We start from the raw sequence: 19,519 nt of genomic DNA on the forward strand, positions 1-19,519 counted from the left end.
ATTGTAGGGAAGCGGCTGTTTGAAAGGCAGACATGATTTTGAAGATGCGTGTGTGCATTTTTTATATTGTTTGTAAGCGTTTTCATTTTTGGTTAAGAAAGAAAGCCCCCGGTTCCGTTTGCACGGAAACGCGGGGGACGCGGATCAAGCCTCGCCTTGGAACAGATCCGGCAAAATGTTGTAAATGTATTGGTTCTGCCAATACCAGGTGTGCGACCCGCCCTCGGCTTCGATGAAATAGAAGTTGCCTTTGTCGAGGTTCGACGAGTAGCGGAAGACATCGTCCAGCTGCTTCATCGCTTCGATCTGCGGCTTCAGATTCGGATAAGCGATATCCTGCGTGCCCGTGGCGCTGAAGATGTAGAAATCGTGCGGCTTGTAGCCCGACTTGCGGACAACCTGCGCAAGGAACTTCGCCGTTTCCTCAGGCCGGGTGCCGCCGCTCCTTTCACCGAGCGCCCAGCTGTCGCCGCTGAGCGGGATGTAGTATTTGAAGTAGTCCAGACCGCCCTTGGCGAACAGATGCCATGTCGTCACCGATCCCATCGAGAACCCGCCGAACGCGCGGTGAGCCCGGGACGCCTTCAAATCTTTAAGGCTTGCCGAGTTCGCGTATGTGTTGTACTTCGACTCCACCAGCGGAACAATATCGTGGATCAATTCTTCGTGGAACAGGGCGACATCGTTCTTCCCGCCGTAGAAGGTCGGCGTCACGACGATGAGCGGCTCGATGTCGCCGCGGGCGATCATGTTGTCGATAATCTTTTTGAGCGCCCGGTTTTCGCCCGGTCCGCCGAAGAGCAGATCCTCATTCTCGCCGCCGCCGTGCATCAGATACAGCACGTTGTACTTCGTGCCTTTGTCGGATGCGTTATAGCCGTGCGGGAGATAGACGTGCAGCCGCTTCTTGTCCTTGCCTCCGTCCAGGTTCGCCGTCTCGTACGACAGCGTCTCGATCGTTCCGGGCTGGTCGCTCTCAGCCAGGTATTCGACCGGAAGCGGCGTGAAATATTTCTCGTTCGCGGCTTCTTCCGTCATCTCCAGCGCGCCGATCGCTTCCGCAAGCGCGGCATACTGTTCATCGATCTGCTGCTGCGTCACTTCCGTGCTGCCCAGCAGGCTGTCCGCGGCAATTTGAAGGACGGCATCTCTCACGACTTCCGGATTTTTGTACAGCGAGCAATCGATGGACAGCGCTTTCTTGATCAGGTTGAGCAAATCATAGGGATTGAGACCGCTCGTCTCGCGTGCATTCTTCCCGACCAGCACAATCTCGCCGAACAGGCTCGTATCGTCCCAGGCCATGCCCGTCGAATCGAACAGATTGAGTGTGCCGACGCGCTCTTCGCCCACCGCATCGTTGATCTGCAGCTCGATGCCCAGGACGGTGCCGTTGGCCGGCTTCTTCTTGAGGGCGACCCGGGCTTCGATGACATAGCCGTCGTCCGTCTTGGTCGCAGCGGTATAGAATCGTGAGGCGTCGCCTTTGTCTACGGATTGAACGTTGTCGATGTTGACGCGGAAATGCAGATCATCCGCGCCGAATTCCCGGGTCTTGTCGTTGTTTTCGTCCAGGAAGATTTCGAGCGAATCCTGCATGTACGGCGTTCCGGACCGGGTGGACAGCTGGCCGTCCTTCACTTCCGCCAGGATGTAGAGTGCACGGTCATCCCACAGCGCCCTGAACGTTGCGCTCGCGTTGGTGTTGCCGGATGAATGCCGCGGTTGGTACGGCCGCGCCTTCTCCCATACTTCATCGATCCGGCCGTCGATGACCGGCGATCCGAACTGGGCGATAATTCTTCCGTTCATGGATGCCTCCTTGATTTCAACCTGCGCAGCAGCCGCTCTGGCGTAATCTCCGGTCTGGATGTTGATCAGCAGCGCGCTGAATAGTGATGCCGCGGCCAATGCCGCGCCAAACCTTTTGATTTTCCGTCTCATAACGGATCGATCCTCCCCTTCCGCATCCGGTTTTGCAACTTCGTTTTAGCTTGCCGGGTTTTTCAAGACTCGCCTTTGAACAGATCCGGCAAAATGTTGTAAATGAACTGATTCTGCCAATACCAGGTGTGCGTGCCGCCTTCGCCCGCGATGAAGTAGAGATTGCCTTTCGCCGGGTCCGATGAATAGGGGAACACATCGGACAACTGCCTCATCGCCTCGATCTGGTCGTGCAGTCCCGGATAAGCGAAGTCCTGCGTGCCCGCGGCGCTGAAAATGTAGTATTCATGCGGCTCGTAGCCGGATTTCCGCACCACATCCGCAAGGAATTCCGCCGTTTGCGCCGCATCGCCGCTTCCGCCCAATCCGAAACCCGCTCCGCTGAGCGGCATGTAATATTTGATGTAATCCAGGCAGTGGGCGAAAATATGCCAGGTCGTGGCCGAACCCATGGAGAACCCGCCGAATGCGCGATGGGCCCGGGATGCCTTCAGATCTTGCAAGCTTGCCGATTTCGCATAAGTATTGTACTTCGTTTCCACCAGCGGAATGATGTCTTGCAGCAGTTCTTCGTGGAAAACGGCGATATCGCCCTTTCCGCCGTAGAACGTGGGCGTGACGACGATGAGCGGTTCAATGTCCCCGTTCGCGATCATGTTGTCGAGGATCTTCTTGAGCGAACGGTTTTCGCCCGGTCCGCCGAAGAGCAGATTTTCGTTCTCGCCCATTCCATGCATCAAGTAGAGCACATTGTACCGGGTGTTCTTGTCGGAGGCGTCGTATCCGTGCGGAAGATAGACATTCACGTACTTCGTGTCCATGCCGCCGTCCGGATTGGCCGTCCGGTAGGACAGGCGTTCGATGCTCCCCGGCTTGTCGCTCAAGGCCAAATACTCGACCGGAAGCGGCGTGAAATATTTCTCGTTCGCGGCTTCTTCCGTCATCTCCAGCGCGTCGATCGCTTCCGCGAGCATGGCATACTGCTCATCGATCTGCTCCTGCGTCACATCCGCGCTGCCCAGCAGGTTTGCCGCGGCAACCTGGAGGATGGCATCTTTGACGACGCCGGGATTCTTGTAGAGCGAGTAATCGATGGACAGCGCACGCTTCATCAGGTTGAGCAGATCATACGGATTGAGGCCGCTCTTGTCGCCGCGCTTCTTCCCGGTGAAGAAGATCTCGCCGAACAACCCCGTATCGTCCCATGCGCCTCCCGTCGGATCAAAAACATTGAGCGTGCCGATCCGTCCCGCACCTTCAGCGTCATTGACTTGCAGCTCGATGCCCGATACTGTGCCGTTGTCCGGTTTATTCTTGAGGCTGATCCGGGCTTCGACAATATAGCCGTCATCCGTAAGCCGCGTCGCCGTGTAGAAACGGGAGCCATCACCTTTGTCAATGGTTTGGACGTTCGCAAAATTCACGCGGAACTGCAGGTCATCCACGCCGAATTCCTTCGTCTTGTCACGGTTCTCGTCGAGGAAGATTTCCACCGAATCCTGCTCGTAGGGAAGCGGAGATTCCGTGGAAAGGCTGCCGTCCGTGACTTCCGCGAGAATGTAGAGCGCATGGTCGTCCCACAGCGCTCTGAACGCTGCGGACGCCCGGGTATCCCCCGACGCATGCCGAGCCTCGACGATCCGTGCCTTGTCCCACACCGGATCGATTTCGCCGTCAATGACGGGCGATCCGTATTGGGCGACAAGGCTGTCCCGAACATTGACAGCGCTTACGATTGTGCGCGTTCCCGACTCCGCCGCATGTGCAAGCGCTTCCCCGTACACTTCTGGTGAAGCCGCATGCACGCCGGACTGCGCGTTGAGCCCTGCCGCGCACAAGAGGGCTGCCGCGGCCCATGCCGCCGTGAACCGCTTCGCGCTTCGTCTCATCCATCGCTCCTCCCATACTTGATTTTTTGCGGATAATCGGTTGCAATTTCGTTTTAGCATACGTTGGTTCCATTTTATTCCGTCAAGCCCAAAAATACAATCACCAATTTCTTTGTCTGCGCCTGGATTTCATCCGTGCCGCCCTCCGAGCATGACGCAGACATCAACGGCGGGTCCGCGCAGCCGCGCGAACCCGCCGCATTCCCGAGGGGTAATCCTCCGTCAGAATTGAATGGGTATCGTATCGCCCTTGCTCGTCTCCAATTGTACGGACCGGTCCCCGTAATAAATCCGGCAGATACCGCCGCACAGGGCATGCAGCGAGGCTTCCGTGAGCCGTTCGTTCTCCCAGGCGAAAGCCAGCTCGAAACCGCCGCGTGCCCGCAGCCCTTTCACCCTGCCCCGCGACCATTGCGCCGGCAGCGCCGGCAAGAGCTCGATCTCGTACACGGCGGCTGTGCCGTCATAGCGGCTCCTGCTCTGGAGAAGCATTTCCGCAATAGCGGCCGTTCCACCGAAATTGCCGTCAATCTGCATCGGAAGCGGCGGTTTCTCGTTGAGCAGATTCGGGTTGGCCGACAGCGCGATCAGATTGACGAGACGGCGGTGCGCCATCCGGGCATCGCGCAGATGCGCATGCAGGGCAATCCGCCAGGCGGCCGGCCACGCGCGGAAATCGTGGGTGCCGCGAAGTTCCAGGCTCCGCCCGACCGCTTCGGCCAGTTCCGGCGTGTCCTTGACGGAAATCTGGTTCCCGGGGTACAGCCCGTACAGATGGGAGACGTGGCTGTTGTGATCGTCGGGCCGGTCCCAATCCTCCGCCCATTCCTGCAATTGGCCGTATTTTCCGATCTGCATGCCGGGCAGCCGCGCCATCGCCTCCTCGAGTTCCCCGCGGAAATCTTCATCCACGCCCAGCATCTCCGCCGCTTTCATGCACCGTTGGAAGAGATCGCGGATCAGTTGAATGTCCATGGTCGCCGCACAGGTCAGATAGCGTCTCCGCCCCTTGTCGTCAATGTAATGATTCTCGGGGGAATAGGACGGATTGGTCACGAGCTTGCCGGCGAGCCGGGTGCCCTCCGGCGCTTCCGTCAGATAGTCGAGCACGAACAGGGCCGCTTCGCGCAGCGCCGGATACACCCTGTTCCGCAGAAACGCCTGGTCCGGACAATATTCGTAGTGGTCCCACAGATGCTGCACCAGCCAGACGCCGCCCATCGGCCAGACGGCCGCGTCGTAATCGACCGGGGTCGCGGCCCGCCACAGATCCGTGTTGTGATGAACCACGAACCCTCTGCAGCCGTAGTGCGTTTCGGCGGTTTCCGCCCCGGTGATGCGGAGGTCGTCGATCAGGTCGAACAGGGGAAGATGGCACTCCCGCAGGTTGCCCGATTCCGCCGGCCAATAGTTCATCTGCACGTTGATGTTCGTCGTCCATTTGCTTCCCCAGAGCGGCCAGGGATCGTCGTTCCAGATGCCCTGGAGATTGGCGGGCTGTCCGCCGGGCCGCGAAGACGCGATGAGCAGATAGCGGCCGTATTGGTAAAACAGCGCGGCCAGCCCGGGGTCTTCCGTCTCGGCGTACATCCGCACCCGCTCATCCGTCGGCGTGCCGTCGCCTGCGCCGTCCCCGAGTTCCAGCTCGACTCTGCGGTACAGCGCGGTGTAATCCTCCAGATGGCGTCCGAGCAGTTCCCCGTACGTCTTGCCTTGCAGGCGTTCGATCACGCCGGCCGCCTTGGCGCCCGGGTCCCCGTCGATGCTGCGGTAATTCACGAAGCTGGTTGCGGCCGAGAAAATCAGCGTGACCGCGTCTGCTCCCCTGACCTCGAGCGCCTGCTCCCCTCGGAGGACACGGCCGCCCTCGGAGAAAGCGCGCAGCCGCGCTTCGAACCGCACCCCCGGCCCGTCCCAGCCGGCGTTGAGCCGTCTCGGCCTTGCTTCCCGCTTGCCCGCCTGTCCGGTCAGGACCAGCGTGTCGTCGCCCGCGAAACGGACCCGCTGCTCCCCGTTGGCCGCGGCAAGCTCCCCGGCCATGTCGATCTTGCCCGGACAGTCGGATGAAATCCGCATGATGATCGCCTGATCGGGGTACGAGCAGAACACTTCGCGCGTGTACGTCACCCCGTTCACCCGATATCGGGTGGTTGCAACGGCCCGGTCCAGATCGAGTTCCCGGTAATAATCCCGGCCATCCGCATGGCCCGGAAAATGGAGCATCATATCGCAGCACGGGAGAAAAGCGTGCAGCAGTTCGGGATCGCCTTTCATCCGTTCATCGAACAGCTGCTGCGCTTCCTCGACCTTGTCCTGAAAGATCAACTCCCGGACCTGCCGCAAATATCGGGACGCGCCCGGCCGGCGGTAATCGTGCGGTCCGCCCGACCAGAACGTCTCCTCGTTGATCTGAAGCCTTTCCCGCTCCATGCCGCCGTGCACCATCGCGCCCAATCTGCCGTTGCCGATTGGCAACGCTTCCAACCAATCCGATGCCGGTTTCGCATACCACAGTTTCATGCGGCGCCCCTCCTGTTCAAGCCCTGTTTCCCTCCATTCTATGGGTCGCGCGTGCCCGTCCGCCAGCCATCATTTCTAAGATTCGGGTGTCGGATTTTCATAAGAAAAAGCCCCGGCGTTGTGAAAAACGCCGGGACTTTCCCGATTACCGGTACCGCACCCACACCGCCATCTCGCCTTCGCCCCGGTTGCCCCAGAGATAATAGGGGATCGCCCGGAACGCGGCCGGCTCTTCGCGGCGGGCGCCGTCCTCCTCTTCCAGCGGCAGGTACAACGCGTCCGCCCAGTCGCGCGCCCCTTCGCGGAACGCGCGCCCCTCGATCACGACGCAGCCGCCGAGCAGCTGCGCGTCATACGTTGCGGTCAACGGCGTCTGCGTGTCGATCGCAAGCGCGCTCAGCGGTCCGCCCGGATTGTCGGCGGACTCGAGGCAGTAGACGAGCGGCCCGCGCTGGATCGCGACGCGGCCGGCGTCAGCCCGCACCTCCGGGCGGGCGGCGAGCAGCCGGATCGTCATGTCGAGCTTAAGCTCGACCGTATCGCCCGGCTGCCAATCGCGGCAGATGTACGCGTAGCCGTCCCGCACCTCCGGCGCGATCCGCTCGCCGTTCACCGCAATCTCCGACGTTCGGCTCCAGCCCGGCAGCCTGAGCGCGAGGGTGAACGCCGTTAAGCCGCCCGCTTCGGGCGTCACCGTCAGCATCACGGCGCCGTCCCACGGATAGTTCGTTTCCTGCCGAACGACGACCGTGCCGCCGTCATGTCCGCCGCCTTCCTTGCCGACGTTCAGCCGCGCCTCTCCGCCGATGTACAGATGCGTGTACACGATGCCGGATTCGGCGTCGACGTCGTAAACATAGCCGCCGAGCGACGCGATCAACCGCGCGATGTTCGGCGGGCAGCAGGCGCAGCCGAACCAGCGCTGCCGCACCGGCTTCACGTGATGCTTGCCGGGGTTGCTGCGGCAAGCCTCCGGCCATACCTCCAGCGGATTCACATAGAAATAGCGTTTCCCGTCCTGTGACATGCCCGCGAGCTCCGTATTGTACAACGCCCGCTCCATCACGTCGCCGTATTCGCCTTTCGCCTCGATCTGCAGCATCCGCTTCGAGAACATGATGAGGCCGATCGACGCGCACGACTCCGCGTAGGCCGTATCGTTCGGGAGATCGTAGTCCGTGGTGAACGCTTCCAGGTGATGCGTCGAGCCGACGCCGCCCGTCACATACATCCGCTTGCGCGTCGTGCTCCGCCACAGCCGCCGGCACGCTTCCAGCAGCGACTCGTCGCCGTTCTCCGCCGCGAGATCCGCCATCGCCGCGTACAGATACATGGCGCGGACGGCGTGGCCGACCGCGTCGGTCTGCTCCCGCACCGGGCGGTGCGCCTGGTGGTATTCCAGATTAATCGGCGCCGGCCGCTTGAGGAAGAAGTTGATCCGCCCCCGCTTCTCCCATTCTTCGCGCAGGAAGTTCGGCTCCCGGCCCCGCTCGTCGACGAAAAACGCCGCCAGCCGCAAATACCGCTCTTCTCCCGTCGCCCGGTACAACTTCACGAGCGCCAGCTCGATCTCCTCGTGGCCATCGTAGCCGCGGAGCTGCCCTTCGTTCGGTCCGAACACCCGGTCGATGCAATCCGCGAGCCGGCAGGCGATATCCAGCACCTTCCGTTTGCCGGTCGCCTCGTAATACGCGCACGCCGCCTCGATCAGGTGGCCGGCGGTGTACAGCTCGTGGCAATCCGTCAGGTTCGTCCACCGCTTGTCCGGTTCCTTGATTGTGAAGTATGTGTTCAGATAGCCGTCCTCGCCCTGCGCCTCCGCGATGAGATCGATGACGTCGTCGGCGAGCCGCTCCAGCTCCGGGTCCGGATGCGTCATGAGCGAATAGCCGACCGCCTCGAGCCATTTCGCCACATCGGTGTCCTGGAAGACGAACCCGTGGAACTCTCCTTGCTTCCGGCCCGCCGCGATCTCGAAATTGGCGATCGCATGGCTCGGCTCCGCGTCCGGCACCCGGTCGTGCAGCGCCTCGTACTGGTACGGAATGACGACCTCGCGGACGAGGTCGCGGTATCTTGACCAGAAGGCGTCCGTGAACTTCACCCGGCCCGCCGGCAGCGGCCGGAGCGGCTGCGGGTGCCTTTGCGCCGCATGGGTTGACATGCGTCGTTCCTCCTCTCATGGTTGCAGATCGTGTTAGAAGTTTTCGCTCAGCCCCGGGCAATTTCCTGCGAGCGGCTCAGGGTTGTAACGTGCATACCGCGTTACAGCTTCGTAATCTCCACCCGGCGGCAGGCTGTAACGTGCATACCACGTTACGGCCCCGCAATCTCCACCCGGTGGCACGCTGTAACGTGCATACCACGTTACAGTCCCGCAATCTCCACCCGGTGGCACGCTGTAACGTGCGTACCACGTTACAGTCCCGCAATCTCCGCTCGCATCACCCCTTCACCGAGCCGATCATAACGCCCTTCTCGAAATACTTCTGAATAAACGGATAGACGAGCAGAATCGGCAGCGTCGACACGATGATGACGCCGTACTTGATCTGATCCGCGTACCGCTGGGCGTAGCCGCCGGCCTCTCCGCCGGTACCCGCGCCCGCCTGGAACACCTGGTTCGAGCGCAGGATGTCGCGCAGCACAATCTGCAGCGGCTGCAGCTCGTTGTTGCGCACATAGACCAGCGCGGTGAAGAAATCGTTCCAATGCGCCACCGCATAGTACAGGCCGATGACGGAGATGACCGCCTTCGAGAGCGGCAGCGCCACGCTCCAGAAGAAGCGGAAGTGCCCGCATCCGTCAATCGCCGCCGCCTCGTACAGTTCGCGCGGCAGCGACGTCTCGAAGAACGTGCGCACGATGATCAGGTTATAGACGTTGACGCAGAACGGGAAAATGAACACCCACATCGTATTCGTCATGCCGAGTCCCTTGATGAGCAGATACGTCGGGATCAGGCCGCCGCTGAAAAACATCGTCACCACGAACACGAACATGAGAAATCGCCGCGCCCGGAACTCCCGACGGGACAGCGCATACGCCGCCGGCAGCGTGAACAGCAGATTGACGAAAGTGCCCAGCGTCGTATAGAGAATCGTGTTCCGGTACCCCCGCCAGATGCGTGTGTCGTCGAAAATCTCGTTATACCCGTACAGGCTGAAGCCCTTGGGCCAGAGCCACACCTTGCCCGTCGCCACCATCGTCGAATCGCTGACCGATGCAATGATGATTGGATTTTATCGGCTCCATCATGACGAAAACCCGCCATCATGTGACGGGCTTTCCTCACAATGTATATATTTCAATCCACGCCTGCCGGCGACCATACGTAAGTCTAACATAAGCATGTCCAAGAAAAAAAGAAGCTAATTTACCATCTCTTCTGTCAATCGTCTGTGAATATGTCACCTTAACTCGTCTGTGAAAATGTCACACCGGTCAGGTGACTTGGCCTGGCACGAAATTTGTGTTACGCTGAAGCTGCTTTGGACTCCATGCCAACCTCCATGGATGGTTGGCGGCGGGCTTGCGGGGTGGCGCAGGTTCCGCCTTTTTTGTTGGAGTCGCAGGATCACGTACAGGCTTTTCCGTCTCCTTCAGCGCGATGGCCTGACCATGATGCCATACGAGTACCTCACCGGTGAGCGTCTCACGCACCTCAACCGTTGCTCTGGCGTCGAAACGGAACTTGCAAGGCTACAGCGTTTCATGGGGTGACCGGAAGATGGTAGGTTTGTCGCTGTAAAGCCCAGCGGCACGCCGTAGTTCCGGATGCCTTGCATCATGACCAGCGAGTAGCCTTCGCGGCATTCCGTGGGCCTGAACACGGCGCCAGCGACGGTACCTGTCGCATCGTCGATGGCGGCATGGAGGGTGAAGGACGGTGCCCGATCCTCCAGCCAGGCGTAAGGCGTCGCATCGATCTGCCACAGCATGCCCGCTTGCGGCTTTCGCTGGCGCGGCCCATGAGCCTTCTTACGCCGACGCGGTTTGGCTTGCTTGATGCCTTTGGACAGTAAAATGCGTCTTACGCTGGGTGTGCTGAGCTTAATCGATTCGTGTTCCTCCAAAAGCTCCGCAAAGCGGCAGTTGTTGCTGCCGTGATACGTTGTGGTGTACAACCCGACGACGTGATCTTTGACTTCCTCCGGGATCGCGTGTTTCGGCTTTCTTCCCCGATTACCGTGGGCCAGTGCCTGGGCGCCTCCTTCTTCCACATATTTCTTCTTCAGCCGAATCACTTGCCGGACGCCGAGTCCGAGTACCGCCGCTCCTTCCGCGTTGGTCATGTGTCCGTCGAGGATTTTCTCCACCACAAGTACCTTTTTCCATTCTGCTCTGGTCAATGTCACTCTCTCCTGTCCCATCGTGACATTATCTCAGAACAACGACATAATTTACTCCCCCCTTGACTAATCCTTTCAGAAATTGTAATATGGCGGAAAGAACGTTTACATACAATTTATATGAAGTTCAGATTGCTTCTATCCTGTCATTTGGTGGTGGTGCATGCATGCGTTTTATCGCGCGCATAAACAGCAACGGCGAAGAACAACCGCTGATCGTTCATCTGCTTGGAACCGCGGACAAGGCGCGCACATTCGCCCAGAGTTTTCACGCCGGGGAACTGGCATATGCTGCGGGACTACACCATGACCTCGGCAAATTTAAGCTTAAGCCTCAGCTTCGGATTAGAAATTATCCCATAAAAGCCACCCACTCCACCGCCGGCGCTCTTGAAATCGGGAAAGATTCGACCTGGCGGGCGATGTTCGGTCCGACCCGGCTCCATAAGCACCTCGCAACCCTCGTTCAGTTTGCCATTGCGTTCCATCATGGCGGGCTGCGAAACTACGGCAACAAAGACGAACCGGGCAGTCTCTGTCATCGGCTGGCATCCGCCGCAGAGGATCCCGAGGAGCAAGAGCACCTGTGGGAGGCCGCCTGGCAGGAAATTGAACGGCCCTCCCTCCCCATACCGATGGACGGTCCGTTGGTCCGCAACTTACTTCGTCAACAAAGCAAAGAAGCATACAGCTGGAAGCTGGCCTTCCTTGGACGCATGATCTATTCCTGTCTGGTGGATGCGGATACGATCGATACGCGCGACTTCTGCGATCCCGCTTCCGCGCAGGCCATTGCCGCACCCGGAACGACGATCCGCGAGCTGCACGACAGGTTGGAGCAATATCTTGCCGTCCGATTTGCCAACGCTGAACCCACCATCGTAAACCGTTATCGCAAAGCCATTCTGGAGAGGTGCAAAAGCCGGGCGCAACTGCCACCACAACTGTTCTCGCTCAGCGTCCCGACGGGAGGTGGCAAAACATTCTCGTCCCTCGCGTTTGCACTGGCCCATGCCAAAGAGAACGACCTCCGGAGAGTTATTTACGTCATCCCGCTGACTTCCATCACCGAGCAGAATGCGGCGGAGTTTCGCAATGCGTTGGGACCCGAAGTGGTACTTGAACATCACAGCCATTTTCATATCGGCGATCTGGACGAAACGCTCGGCGAAACCGAAAGTCTGCGCTACAAACTGAGCACGGAGAATTGGGACGCGCCTCTGGTCGTCACAACTTCCGTCCAGTTTTTCGAGTCGCTCTTTGCAAGCAGGCGCAGCAAATGCCGCAAACTGCACAACATTGCAAAATCGGTCATCGTCATCGACGAAGCGCAAAGTCTGCCCCGGGGCTATCTGGAACCCTGCCTCCGGGCTTTGGAAGAATTGGTGGAGGGGTACGGCTGCTCCGTCGTCCTCTGCACCGCCACGCATCCTTCCTGGGAGAAACTCGGCAGACGAGTGAAAGAAATCATGGACGAGCCCACGCCAAGCGAGTTGGAGCGGGTTTTCAAGCGCACTGCCGTGGAGCTCAGGGGAAAGCCGTATGAACCGGTGAGAGATTCAACCCTTGCGGAATGGCTGCTTGACGAACATCAAGCGCTGTGCATTGTGAATACCCGGCGACATGCGAAGAAATTGCTGAAACACTTCAATCCCAAGGTGGATGGCCTGTTCCATCTCAGCGGCCGCATGACTCCGCTGCACCGGGCGGAAGTGTTGGATGAAATACGAAAGCGGCTGAAGGACGGAAAACGCTGCATCGTCATCTCCACCCAATTGATCGAAGCCGGCGTCGATGTCGATTTCCCCGTCGTGTACCGCGCCATCGCCGGAATCGACTCCATCGCGCAGGCGGCCGGCCGCTGCAACCGGGAAGGCAAACTCGAAACGGGACGGGTGATCGTCTTTCACCCCGAACCGCATGGCCTGCCCTCCATCGGGTGGCTCAAGGAAACCGCCGTGGAAGCAACTAACTGCATTGATCTGTACGGTGCGGAAAACATGCTGTCCCTGGCCTGCATTTCCGAGTATTTCGAACGCATCCACGGCACCCGCGACAATGAAGCCGGACCGAAGCTTCGGGATCAATATGAAATCGTAAAGATGATGACCCGGACTCCGCCCCATTTTCCATATCAGGACATCGCGGAGCGGTTCAAATTCATCGAATCCGACATGGAATCCATCGTCGTGCCCTGGCGCCGCCCGGCAGATCGGTCAGACCCGAACCATCCGCAAGATGAACATGCCCGTGAACTGATCGACAGCTTGACCACCGCCCTGTACCCGGCAGCCGTCCTGCGCAAGCTGCAACCCTATGTTGTTCAAGTCTACCCGAAAGAACGCGAGGTGCTCCAACACCGGCAGCTCATTCAGACGATTCAGGGTGTTCATGTTCTGAATGATTTTACTTTCTACGACCGGATGACAGGCCTTACCATTCCCGATGAAGATTGAGAATCAACGAAATCATGCCCTGAAAGGAGGTGAATCGGCATGAGTTACGGCATCAAGCTTCGGGTGTGGGGAGAGTATGCGCTTTTTTCCCGTCCGGAAATGAAGGTGGAACGGGTCAGCTACGATGTGATGACCCCCTCCGCCGCCCGCGGCATTCTGGAAGCGATCCACTGGAAGCCGGCGATCCGCTGGGTCGTCGACCGCATCCATGTGATGAAACCGATTCGTTTTGAGAATATCAGACGCAACGAAGTCGCGACCAAGGCATCAGGAAACCGGGTGATCCATGCGACGCATGAGCGACAGCAACGCGCATCCCTGCTGCTCCGGGACGTCGAGTACATCATAGAGGCGCATTTCGAAATGACGGACAAGCGGGGCCCGGAGGACACGCCGGAAAAGCACTACAACATGATGCTGAGACGGGCGCGGCAGGGCCAATGCTTCCATCGCCCCTACCTGGGCTGCCGGGAATTTCCCGCGAACTTCGAGCTGGTGGAAGAAGACACGGTTCCCGCAAGTCCGGCCTTCCAGGGCGAGCAAGATCTGGGCTACATGCTGCTGGACCTGACCTTCACGGTGAACGCCAAAGGCGAAGTCGTCAGGACGATTCCGCATTTTTTTCGCGCGAGAATGGTAGATGGCGTCATAACGATTCCGAGGATAGAGGATGTGAACCGATGATTTTGCAGGCGCTTTACCGCTACTATGAACGGCTCGAGGAACGCGGGGAGACGTTGCCGGGTGATGCTTATTCGGCAGCGGCGGTCTCGTTTGTTGTGCAGCTTGACAAGGACGGGAGCGTCAAGGCGGTCATCCCTTTCGTGAATGAGAAAGGGAAGCCGGACAAGCGCAAGTACATGGTTCCCAAGCAGGTCAAACGCACCAGCGGAATCAAACCTTACTTTTTGTGTGACAAGGCGGAGTATTTTTTCGGATCGGCAATTGGCATGAGGGAAGCTTGCCGGACAAGCATGCGCAAGCTATGGTTATCTGTGCTGGAACATGTCTCATCGAACAGCGATGAAATTCAGGCATTGCGATTGTTTGTTGCCATGGATGCCGGGCAATTGGAGGAAAATCTGACGCAGGTCGTCGACGACCGTGTGCTTGATTCCTTGACGAAAGGCGGTCTGTGCGTTCTCCAATACAGTCCGACCGGCATCTTGTACCACCAACTGCCCGCGCTGAAGTCCGCCTGGGAAAAATTCCATCTGCGGGCGGAGGAACACGGCGCCGATGCTGATTATATGTCATGCCTGATCACCGGTGAACGCGTGCCACAGAGCCGGATCGCCAGGCTGCATCCCAACATCAAGAATGTAATCGGCGCCCAATCGTCCGGAGCCGCGATCGTTTCTTTCAACCTCGATGCCTTCTGCTCATATGGATTGAAGCAATCATACAATGCACCGGTGTCGCAGAAAGCAGCTGACGCGTACGGTTACGTGCTGAACCGCTTCCTTGCCGATCCTGCCCACAAGGTCAGACTGAACGATACGACCGTCGTATTTTGGGCGGAGTCGGATGCTCCCGAAGAGCAGGAATTTCTCGCCAGCCTGCTGCAGGAAGCGGGATCCCATGAACCGGAAGATGAAGACAGCATCCGCTCCCGTGTCCGCAGCGCATTGACCCGTATCCGCAAGGGGCAGACTTTCCGGGAAACCTTCTCGGACCTGAATCCCGATACCCGGTTCTATGTGCTGGGCTTGTCCCCGAACGCCGCGCGGCTGTCCGTCCGGTTCTGGTACACGGGAAGTCTGGGGGAGATCGGCGAGCGGGTCTGGCAGCACTACATCGATCTGTCGGTGCAGGGATTGGATCGTTCGCCTTCCGTTCGGGAACTGCTCCGGGAACTCGCGGTGCAGGGCGACTGGGAAAACATCCCGCCGCTGATGGAGGGGCTGATGCTTCGCTCGATCCTGCACGGACTTCCGTATCCGCGCTCCATTTTCCCGCAGCTCATGAACCGGATCCGGGCAGAATCATCCGACCGAAAGCTGAATCCCCGGCGGGCGGCATTGCTGAAGGGATATTTCATTCGGCAGGCAAGGCTCCATAACGATTTCATGAAGGAGGCGAATTTGACCATGGCGGAGAACGAAAACTCGACAAGCACGGCGTACCATCTGGGCAGGCTGTTCGCCTGTCTAGAGAAGGCGCAGAAGGATGCCCATGAAAACAAACTGAACGCGACCATCTCGGACCGTTTTTGGGGAGCGGCATCGACGACACCCGCGCTGGTTTTCCCCAGGTTGGTGCAATTATCGCGTTATCATGTGTCGAAAGACGAAAAAAACGGACGTTTCAATGACATGGCCATCGCGGAAGTCATGAGCAAATTGCCCGACCGGTTCCCGGCCCGATTGTCGCTGGAAGAGCAAGGAATGTTCGCTTTGGGATATTTCCATAAGCGGCAAAAACTCTACGAGCCCAGGAAGCAGTCCAATCAAACCAATGGAAACGAGGGTTGAACCATGAATGAAAAAACGCTGAACAACCGCTACGAATTCGTCCTGCTGTTTGATGTGGAGAACGGCAATCCCAACGGCGATCCCGACGCGGGCAACATGCCGCGGATTGACGCGGAGACCGGATTGGGGCTTGTTACGGATGTTTGCCTGAAACGGAAGATCCGCAATTACGTGGAACTGGTGAAGGCAGGTGAGCCCGGATACGACATCTATGTGCGTGAAGGTGTCGTGCTGAATCAATTGAACAAGGAAGCGTATGACCATCACCCGGAAATCGAGCTGAAGGAATCAAAGGAAGACAGAATCGAAGCAAAGAAGAAGGATGATCAGCTCACGCTAGCCAGGTGGATGTGCAAGAAGTATTTCGATATTCGCACATTTGGAGCAGTCATGACGACGGGCGTGAACTGCGGCCAGGTCCGCGGTCCGGTGCAATTGACGTTTTCGAAAAGCATTGATCCGATCAATCCCACTGAAGTGTCCATCACCAGAATGGCGGTCACGAACGAGAAAGATATTGAGAAGGAACGAACCATGGGCCGAAAAGCCTTCGTCCCCTACGGCCTGTACCGGCTGGAGGGCTACATCTCCGCGCCGCTCGCCCAGCAGACCGGATTCAGCGAGGAAGATCTCGAATTGTTGTGGACAGCGCTCATCAATATGTTCGAGCACGATCGCTCGGCCGCCCGTGGAAAAATGGCGTCACAGAAGCTATTCGTCTTCAAGCACGACACAGCCCTTGGAAATGCCCCTGCGAATAAATTGTTCCAACTGGTTCAAGTGCAACGCAAAGACGGCGTAACCGTTCCCCGCTCGTTCAATGACTATGAAGTGACAGTGGGTACAGCGCCGCAAGGGGTCGCGATTATCGAAATGCTCTGAGGGAGGTTCCATCGGTGCGAACCCCAAGCGCACATAAAACTCCCGGGAGGTTCGCACTCCTTGCGGGACAAGGGGCTGCGGCTTCAAAGTCTATATAAGATGCTTACCTTATGCTGCTGAATGGAAGGTTCGCGAAAATGCGGCTTTCCGCCCTTGCGTATCAAGGGGTTTCAAGTGGTGCAGTCGCCCGCTGTGCGCGGGCGTGGGTTGAAACAGGCATCGGCCATTCACTTGGTCCCGTCCTGCCCGGAGGTCGCCCGCTGTGCGCGGGCGTGGGTTGAAACATGTACAACGGATCCGGGCGTATCGTAAAACTGGGTCGCCCGCTGTGCGCGGGCGTGGGTTGAAACCTTGTAGGTACGATAGCGGCTTCCCGCGACCATCGCCCGTCGCCCGCTGTGCGCGGGCGTGGGTTGAAACAGGATCCGCGCAAATTTCTGGCTGGTCTTGACAAGTCGCCCGCTGTGCGCGGGCGTGGGTTGAAACATCTCCCGCAGCCGTTGCGTCCATGCCGCCGACACGTGTCGCCCGCTGTGCGCGGGCGTGGGTTGAAACTCTATATACGCGCATATACGTGTATGCGCGCATAAGTCGCCCGCTGTGCGCGGGCGTGGGTTGAAACTATTTTCATTTTCCAGCCCGTCTTTTATATTTCCGTCGCCCGCTGTGCGCGGGCGTGGGTTGAAACATGTACAACGGATCCCGGGCGTATCGTAAAACTGGGTCGCCCGCTGTGCGCGGGCGTGGGTTGAAACCTTGTAGGTACGATAGCGGCTTCCCGCGACCATCGCCCGTCGCCCGCTGTGCGCGGGCGTGGGTTGAAACGATCAATTTTCGCTCGTTCGTGGTCGGTTTGTATTCGTGTCGCCCGCTGTGCGCGGGCGTGGGTTGAAACCAATTCATGGCCCGCCGGAATCTCGAATGCCAATCCAGTCGCCCGCTGTGCGCGGGCGTGGGTTGAAACCTGTCGCCGAAGATTTTGGGATACCAATCCTTTTAGTCGCCCGCTGTGCGCGGGCGTGGGTTGAAACGCGTTGATTTCGCGTATCTTGGCGAGGTCCCGATAGGTCGCCCGCTGTGCGCGGGCGTGGGTTGAAACATCTTATTCGCACGCTACCCCGTCGCCATCTCGATCCAAGTCGCCCGCTGTGCGCGGGCGTGGGTTGAAACACTGCTTCGCCTTCGTCGTTGTATGCCCGTGACCGGGTCGCCCGCTGTGCGCGGGCGTGGGTTGAAACACATCAGCGAATGCCGAAGTGATCGCGCCGACCGTCGCGGGTCGCCCGCTGTGCGCGGGCGTGGGTTGAAACTCCGAGACCTTGCCGGTCATCGTTGGGTGAGCGTGCGGGTCGCCCGCTGTGCGCGGGCGTGGGTTGAAACCTCCTTCTGCATTTCAAGTTTGATATCACTTAAAGTCGCCCGCTGTGCGCGGGCGTGGGTTGAAACCTCGCTCATACGCTCACCTCAATTACAAGCGCTTCAGGTCGCCCGCTGTGCGCGGGCGTGGGTTGAAACAGATCCAAGAATCGTCTGCAAGGTTTGCAGCCCCGTCGCCCGCTGTGCGCGGGCGTGGGTTGAAACAAGAAGGGCCTGCGCAAACGTCTTGAATTGTTTGGTCGCCCGCTGTGCGCGGGCGTGGGTTGAAACCTCGCTCATACGCTCACCTCAATTACAAGCGCTTCAGGTCGCCCGCTGTGCGCGGGCGTGGGTTGAAACCGCCACAATGGCCGCCCCTCGAACACGGCGTCCGGCGTCGCCCGCTGTGCGCGGGCGTGGGTTGAAACATCTCACTTTTCGCAAGGCCAAGTTTTGGATAACTCGTCGCCCGCTGTGCGCGGGCGTGGGTTGAAACGCACAAATGGAACAACTTTTGGATGAACAACTCGGCAAGTCGCCCGCTGTGCGCGGGCGTGGGTTGAAACCGTCTGCTGTAGTTGTGTTCAGGCCTGGAGTGCCGTCGCCCGCTGTGCGCGGGCGTGGGTTGAAACACGGCATTGCGGTTCAGCCTATTGATTGCGGTTGTCAGTCGCCCGCTGTGCGCGGGCGTGGGTTGAAACGGGGGTGTTGAAATGGCGACGAACACCGTCAAAGTGTCGCCCGCTGTGCGCGGGCGTGGGTTGAAACTGCGAAGAATACTTCAACTGCGAATACTGGTGGCGCGTCGCCCGCTGTGCGCGGGCGTGGGTTGAAACATCGCCAGCGCCAAATTGAAAGCTACAATATCACGCGTCGCCCGCTGTGCGCGGGCGTGGGTTGAAACCTCATCCGCGTATGCAAACGGGTCAAATGCCGTGTCGCCCGCTGTGCGCGGGCGTGGGTTGAAACTGGTACGTGCGGATCACGTTGTACCGCTTACCCTCGTCGCCCGCTGTGCGCGGGCGTGGGTTGAAACCCATCTCAGCCGCCGACCGCTCTTGTGTCAGCCCCGTCGCCCGCTGTGCGCGGGCGTGGGTTGAAACCTGATAGCAGAGGTCGAACAGAACCGTGCTGTCCGTCGCCCGCTGTGCGCGGGCGTGGGTTGAAACGCGCGGGATTTCGAACGGCTCGACGACGTGAATGGTCGCCCGCTGTGCGCGGGCGTGGGTTGAAACCAGCGCGGCGAGATCAGCGAAGGGCAGTACCGGGGTCGCCCGCTGTGCGCGGGCGTGGGTTGAAACGTAGGAAAAACAATTGATAGCGAAATCCCGGTTTAGTCGCCCGCTGTGCGCGGGCGTGGGTTGAAACTCATTAACGCCCGTTGTTCTTCCTGCAGGCGCTTGGTCGCCCGCTGTGCGCGGGCGTGGGTTGAAACTCATTAACGCCCGTTGTTCTTCCTGCAGGCGCTTGGTCGCCCGCTGTGCGCGGGCGTGGGTTGAAATACCGCCGAGACGCTCACCGGGCGCAAGCGGACGGTTTGCCCGCCACATGCGGGTGTGGGGTGAAACTCGACGTCTCCCGCCACACGAGGGCGTGGATTGTAACTACCATGAAACCGGGCCTAGATCAAAAACTTTGTCGAGCCC

General features: G+C 59.2%; 8 protein-coding genes, 2 pseudogenes and 1 CRISPR repeat array. Of the genes and pseudogenes, 4 read left to right on the forward strand and 6 right to left on the reverse strand.

Annotation, left to right across the window (positions count from 1 at the left end; translation table 11 throughout):
- Positions 1-144: 144 nt before the first annotated feature.
- From THECO_RS15695 to THECO_RS15720, 6 genes and pseudogenes are all read right to left on the reverse strand, one after another.
- Positions 145-1,944 carry a sugar-binding protein gene (locus THECO_RS15695; RefSeq protein WP_015256016.1) on the reverse strand — a complete coding sequence of 600 codons (1,800 nt, stop codon included), beginning with the start codon at positions 1,942-1,944 and terminating at the stop codon, positions 145-147.
- Between the two features lie 62 nt (positions 1,945-2,006).
- Positions 2,007-3,833, reverse strand: a complete 1,827-nt coding sequence (locus THECO_RS15700) for a sugar-binding protein (protein ID WP_015256017.1) — start codon at positions 3,831-3,833, stop codon at positions 2,007-2,009.
- A gap of 222 nt (positions 3,834-4,055) precedes the next feature.
- Positions 4,056-6,353, reverse strand: coding sequence for a glycoside hydrolase family 95 protein (locus THECO_RS15705; protein WP_015256018.1), 2,298 nt, complete (start codon positions 6,351-6,353; stop codon positions 4,056-4,058).
- A gap of 145 nt (positions 6,354-6,498) precedes the next feature.
- Entirely contained in the window at positions 6,499-8,517 is a 2,019-nt protein-coding gene (locus THECO_RS15710; protein ID WP_015256019.1) for a glycoside hydrolase family 127 protein, read from the reverse strand.
- 280 nt (positions 8,518-8,797) lie between these two features.
- Positions 8,798-9,589: pseudogene (locus THECO_RS15715) on the reverse strand (carbohydrate ABC transporter permease); the annotation flags it as partial.
- 208 nt (positions 9,590-9,797) lie between these two features.
- Positions 9,798-10,705 (reverse strand): annotated as a pseudogene (locus THECO_RS15720) (helix-turn-helix domain-containing protein).
- A 167-nt stretch (positions 10,706-10,872) separates the two neighbouring features.
- On the opposite strand from THECO_RS15720, the gene THECO_RS15725 reads away from it, so the two are divergent.
- Genes THECO_RS15725 through cas7c form a run of 4 tightly spaced genes read left to right on the forward strand, consistent with a single transcriptional unit; the run spans position 10,873 to position 16,517 of the window.
- Positions 10,873-13,161 carry a CRISPR-associated helicase/endonuclease Cas3 gene (locus THECO_RS15725; RefSeq protein ID WP_015256022.1) on the forward strand — a complete coding sequence of 763 codons (2,289 nt, stop codon included), beginning with the start codon at positions 10,873-10,875 and terminating at the stop codon, positions 13,159-13,161.
- Positions 13,162-13,200: 39 nt separating this feature from the next.
- On the forward strand, positions 13,201-13,845 hold the full coding sequence (gene cas5c, locus THECO_RS15730) for a type I-C CRISPR-associated protein Cas5c (protein ID WP_015256023.1): 645 nt from the start codon (positions 13,201-13,203) through the stop codon (positions 13,843-13,845).
- Complete coding sequence (gene cas8c / locus THECO_RS15735; protein ID WP_015256024.1) at positions 13,842-15,635, forward strand: type I-C CRISPR-associated protein Cas8c/Csd1; 1,794 nt, start codon at positions 13,842-13,844, stop codon at positions 15,633-15,635. Before cas5c ends, cas8c begins: the two co-directional genes overlap by 4 nt.
- Positions 15,636-15,638: 3 nt before the next feature.
- Entirely contained in the window at positions 15,639-16,517 is an 879-nt protein-coding gene (cas7c, locus tag THECO_RS15740; protein WP_015256025.1) for a type I-C CRISPR-associated protein Cas7/Csd2, read from the forward strand.
- 182 nt (positions 16,518-16,699) lie between these two features.
- A CRISPR array of direct repeats spans positions 16,700-19,375; the repeat unit is 32 nt; unit sequence GTCGCCCGCTGTGCGCGGGCGTGGGTTGAAAC.
- Positions 19,376-19,519: the final 144 nt, after the last annotated feature.

This window comes from Thermobacillus composti KWC4 (assembly GCF_000227705.2).
Lineage (GTDB): Bacteria > Bacillota > Bacilli > Paenibacillales > Paenibacillaceae > Thermobacillus > Thermobacillus xylanilyticus.

Bases quoted from the DNA above. Each gene is read 5' to 3' on its own strand.
- cas7c (WP_015256025.1), top strand. From the start codon at position 15,639: ATGAATGAAAAAACGCTGAACAACCGCTACGAATTCGTCCTGCTGTTT.
- THECO_RS15695 (WP_015256016.1), bottom strand. From the start codon at position 1,944: ATGAGACGGAAAATCAAAAGGTTTGGCGCGGCATTGGCCGCGGCATCA.
- THECO_RS15705 (WP_015256018.1), bottom strand. From the start codon at position 6,353: ATGAAACTGTGGTATGCGAAACCGGCATCGGATTGGTTGGAAGCGTTG.
- THECO_RS15725 (WP_015256022.1), top strand. From the start codon at position 10,873: ATGCGTTTTATCGCGCGCATAAACAGCAACGGCGAAGAACAACCGCTG.
- THECO_RS15710 (WP_015256019.1), bottom strand. From the start codon at position 8,517: ATGTCAACCCATGCGGCGCAAAGGCACCCGCAGCCGCTCCGGCCGCTG.
- cas5c (WP_015256023.1), top strand. From the start codon at position 13,201: ATGAGTTACGGCATCAAGCTTCGGGTGTGGGGAGAGTATGCGCTTTTT.
- cas8c (WP_015256024.1), top strand. From the start codon at position 13,842: ATGATTTTGCAGGCGCTTTACCGCTACTATGAACGGCTCGAGGAACGC.
- THECO_RS15700 (WP_015256017.1), bottom strand. From the start codon at position 3,833: ATGAGACGAAGCGCGAAGCGGTTCACGGCGGCATGGGCCGCGGCAGCC.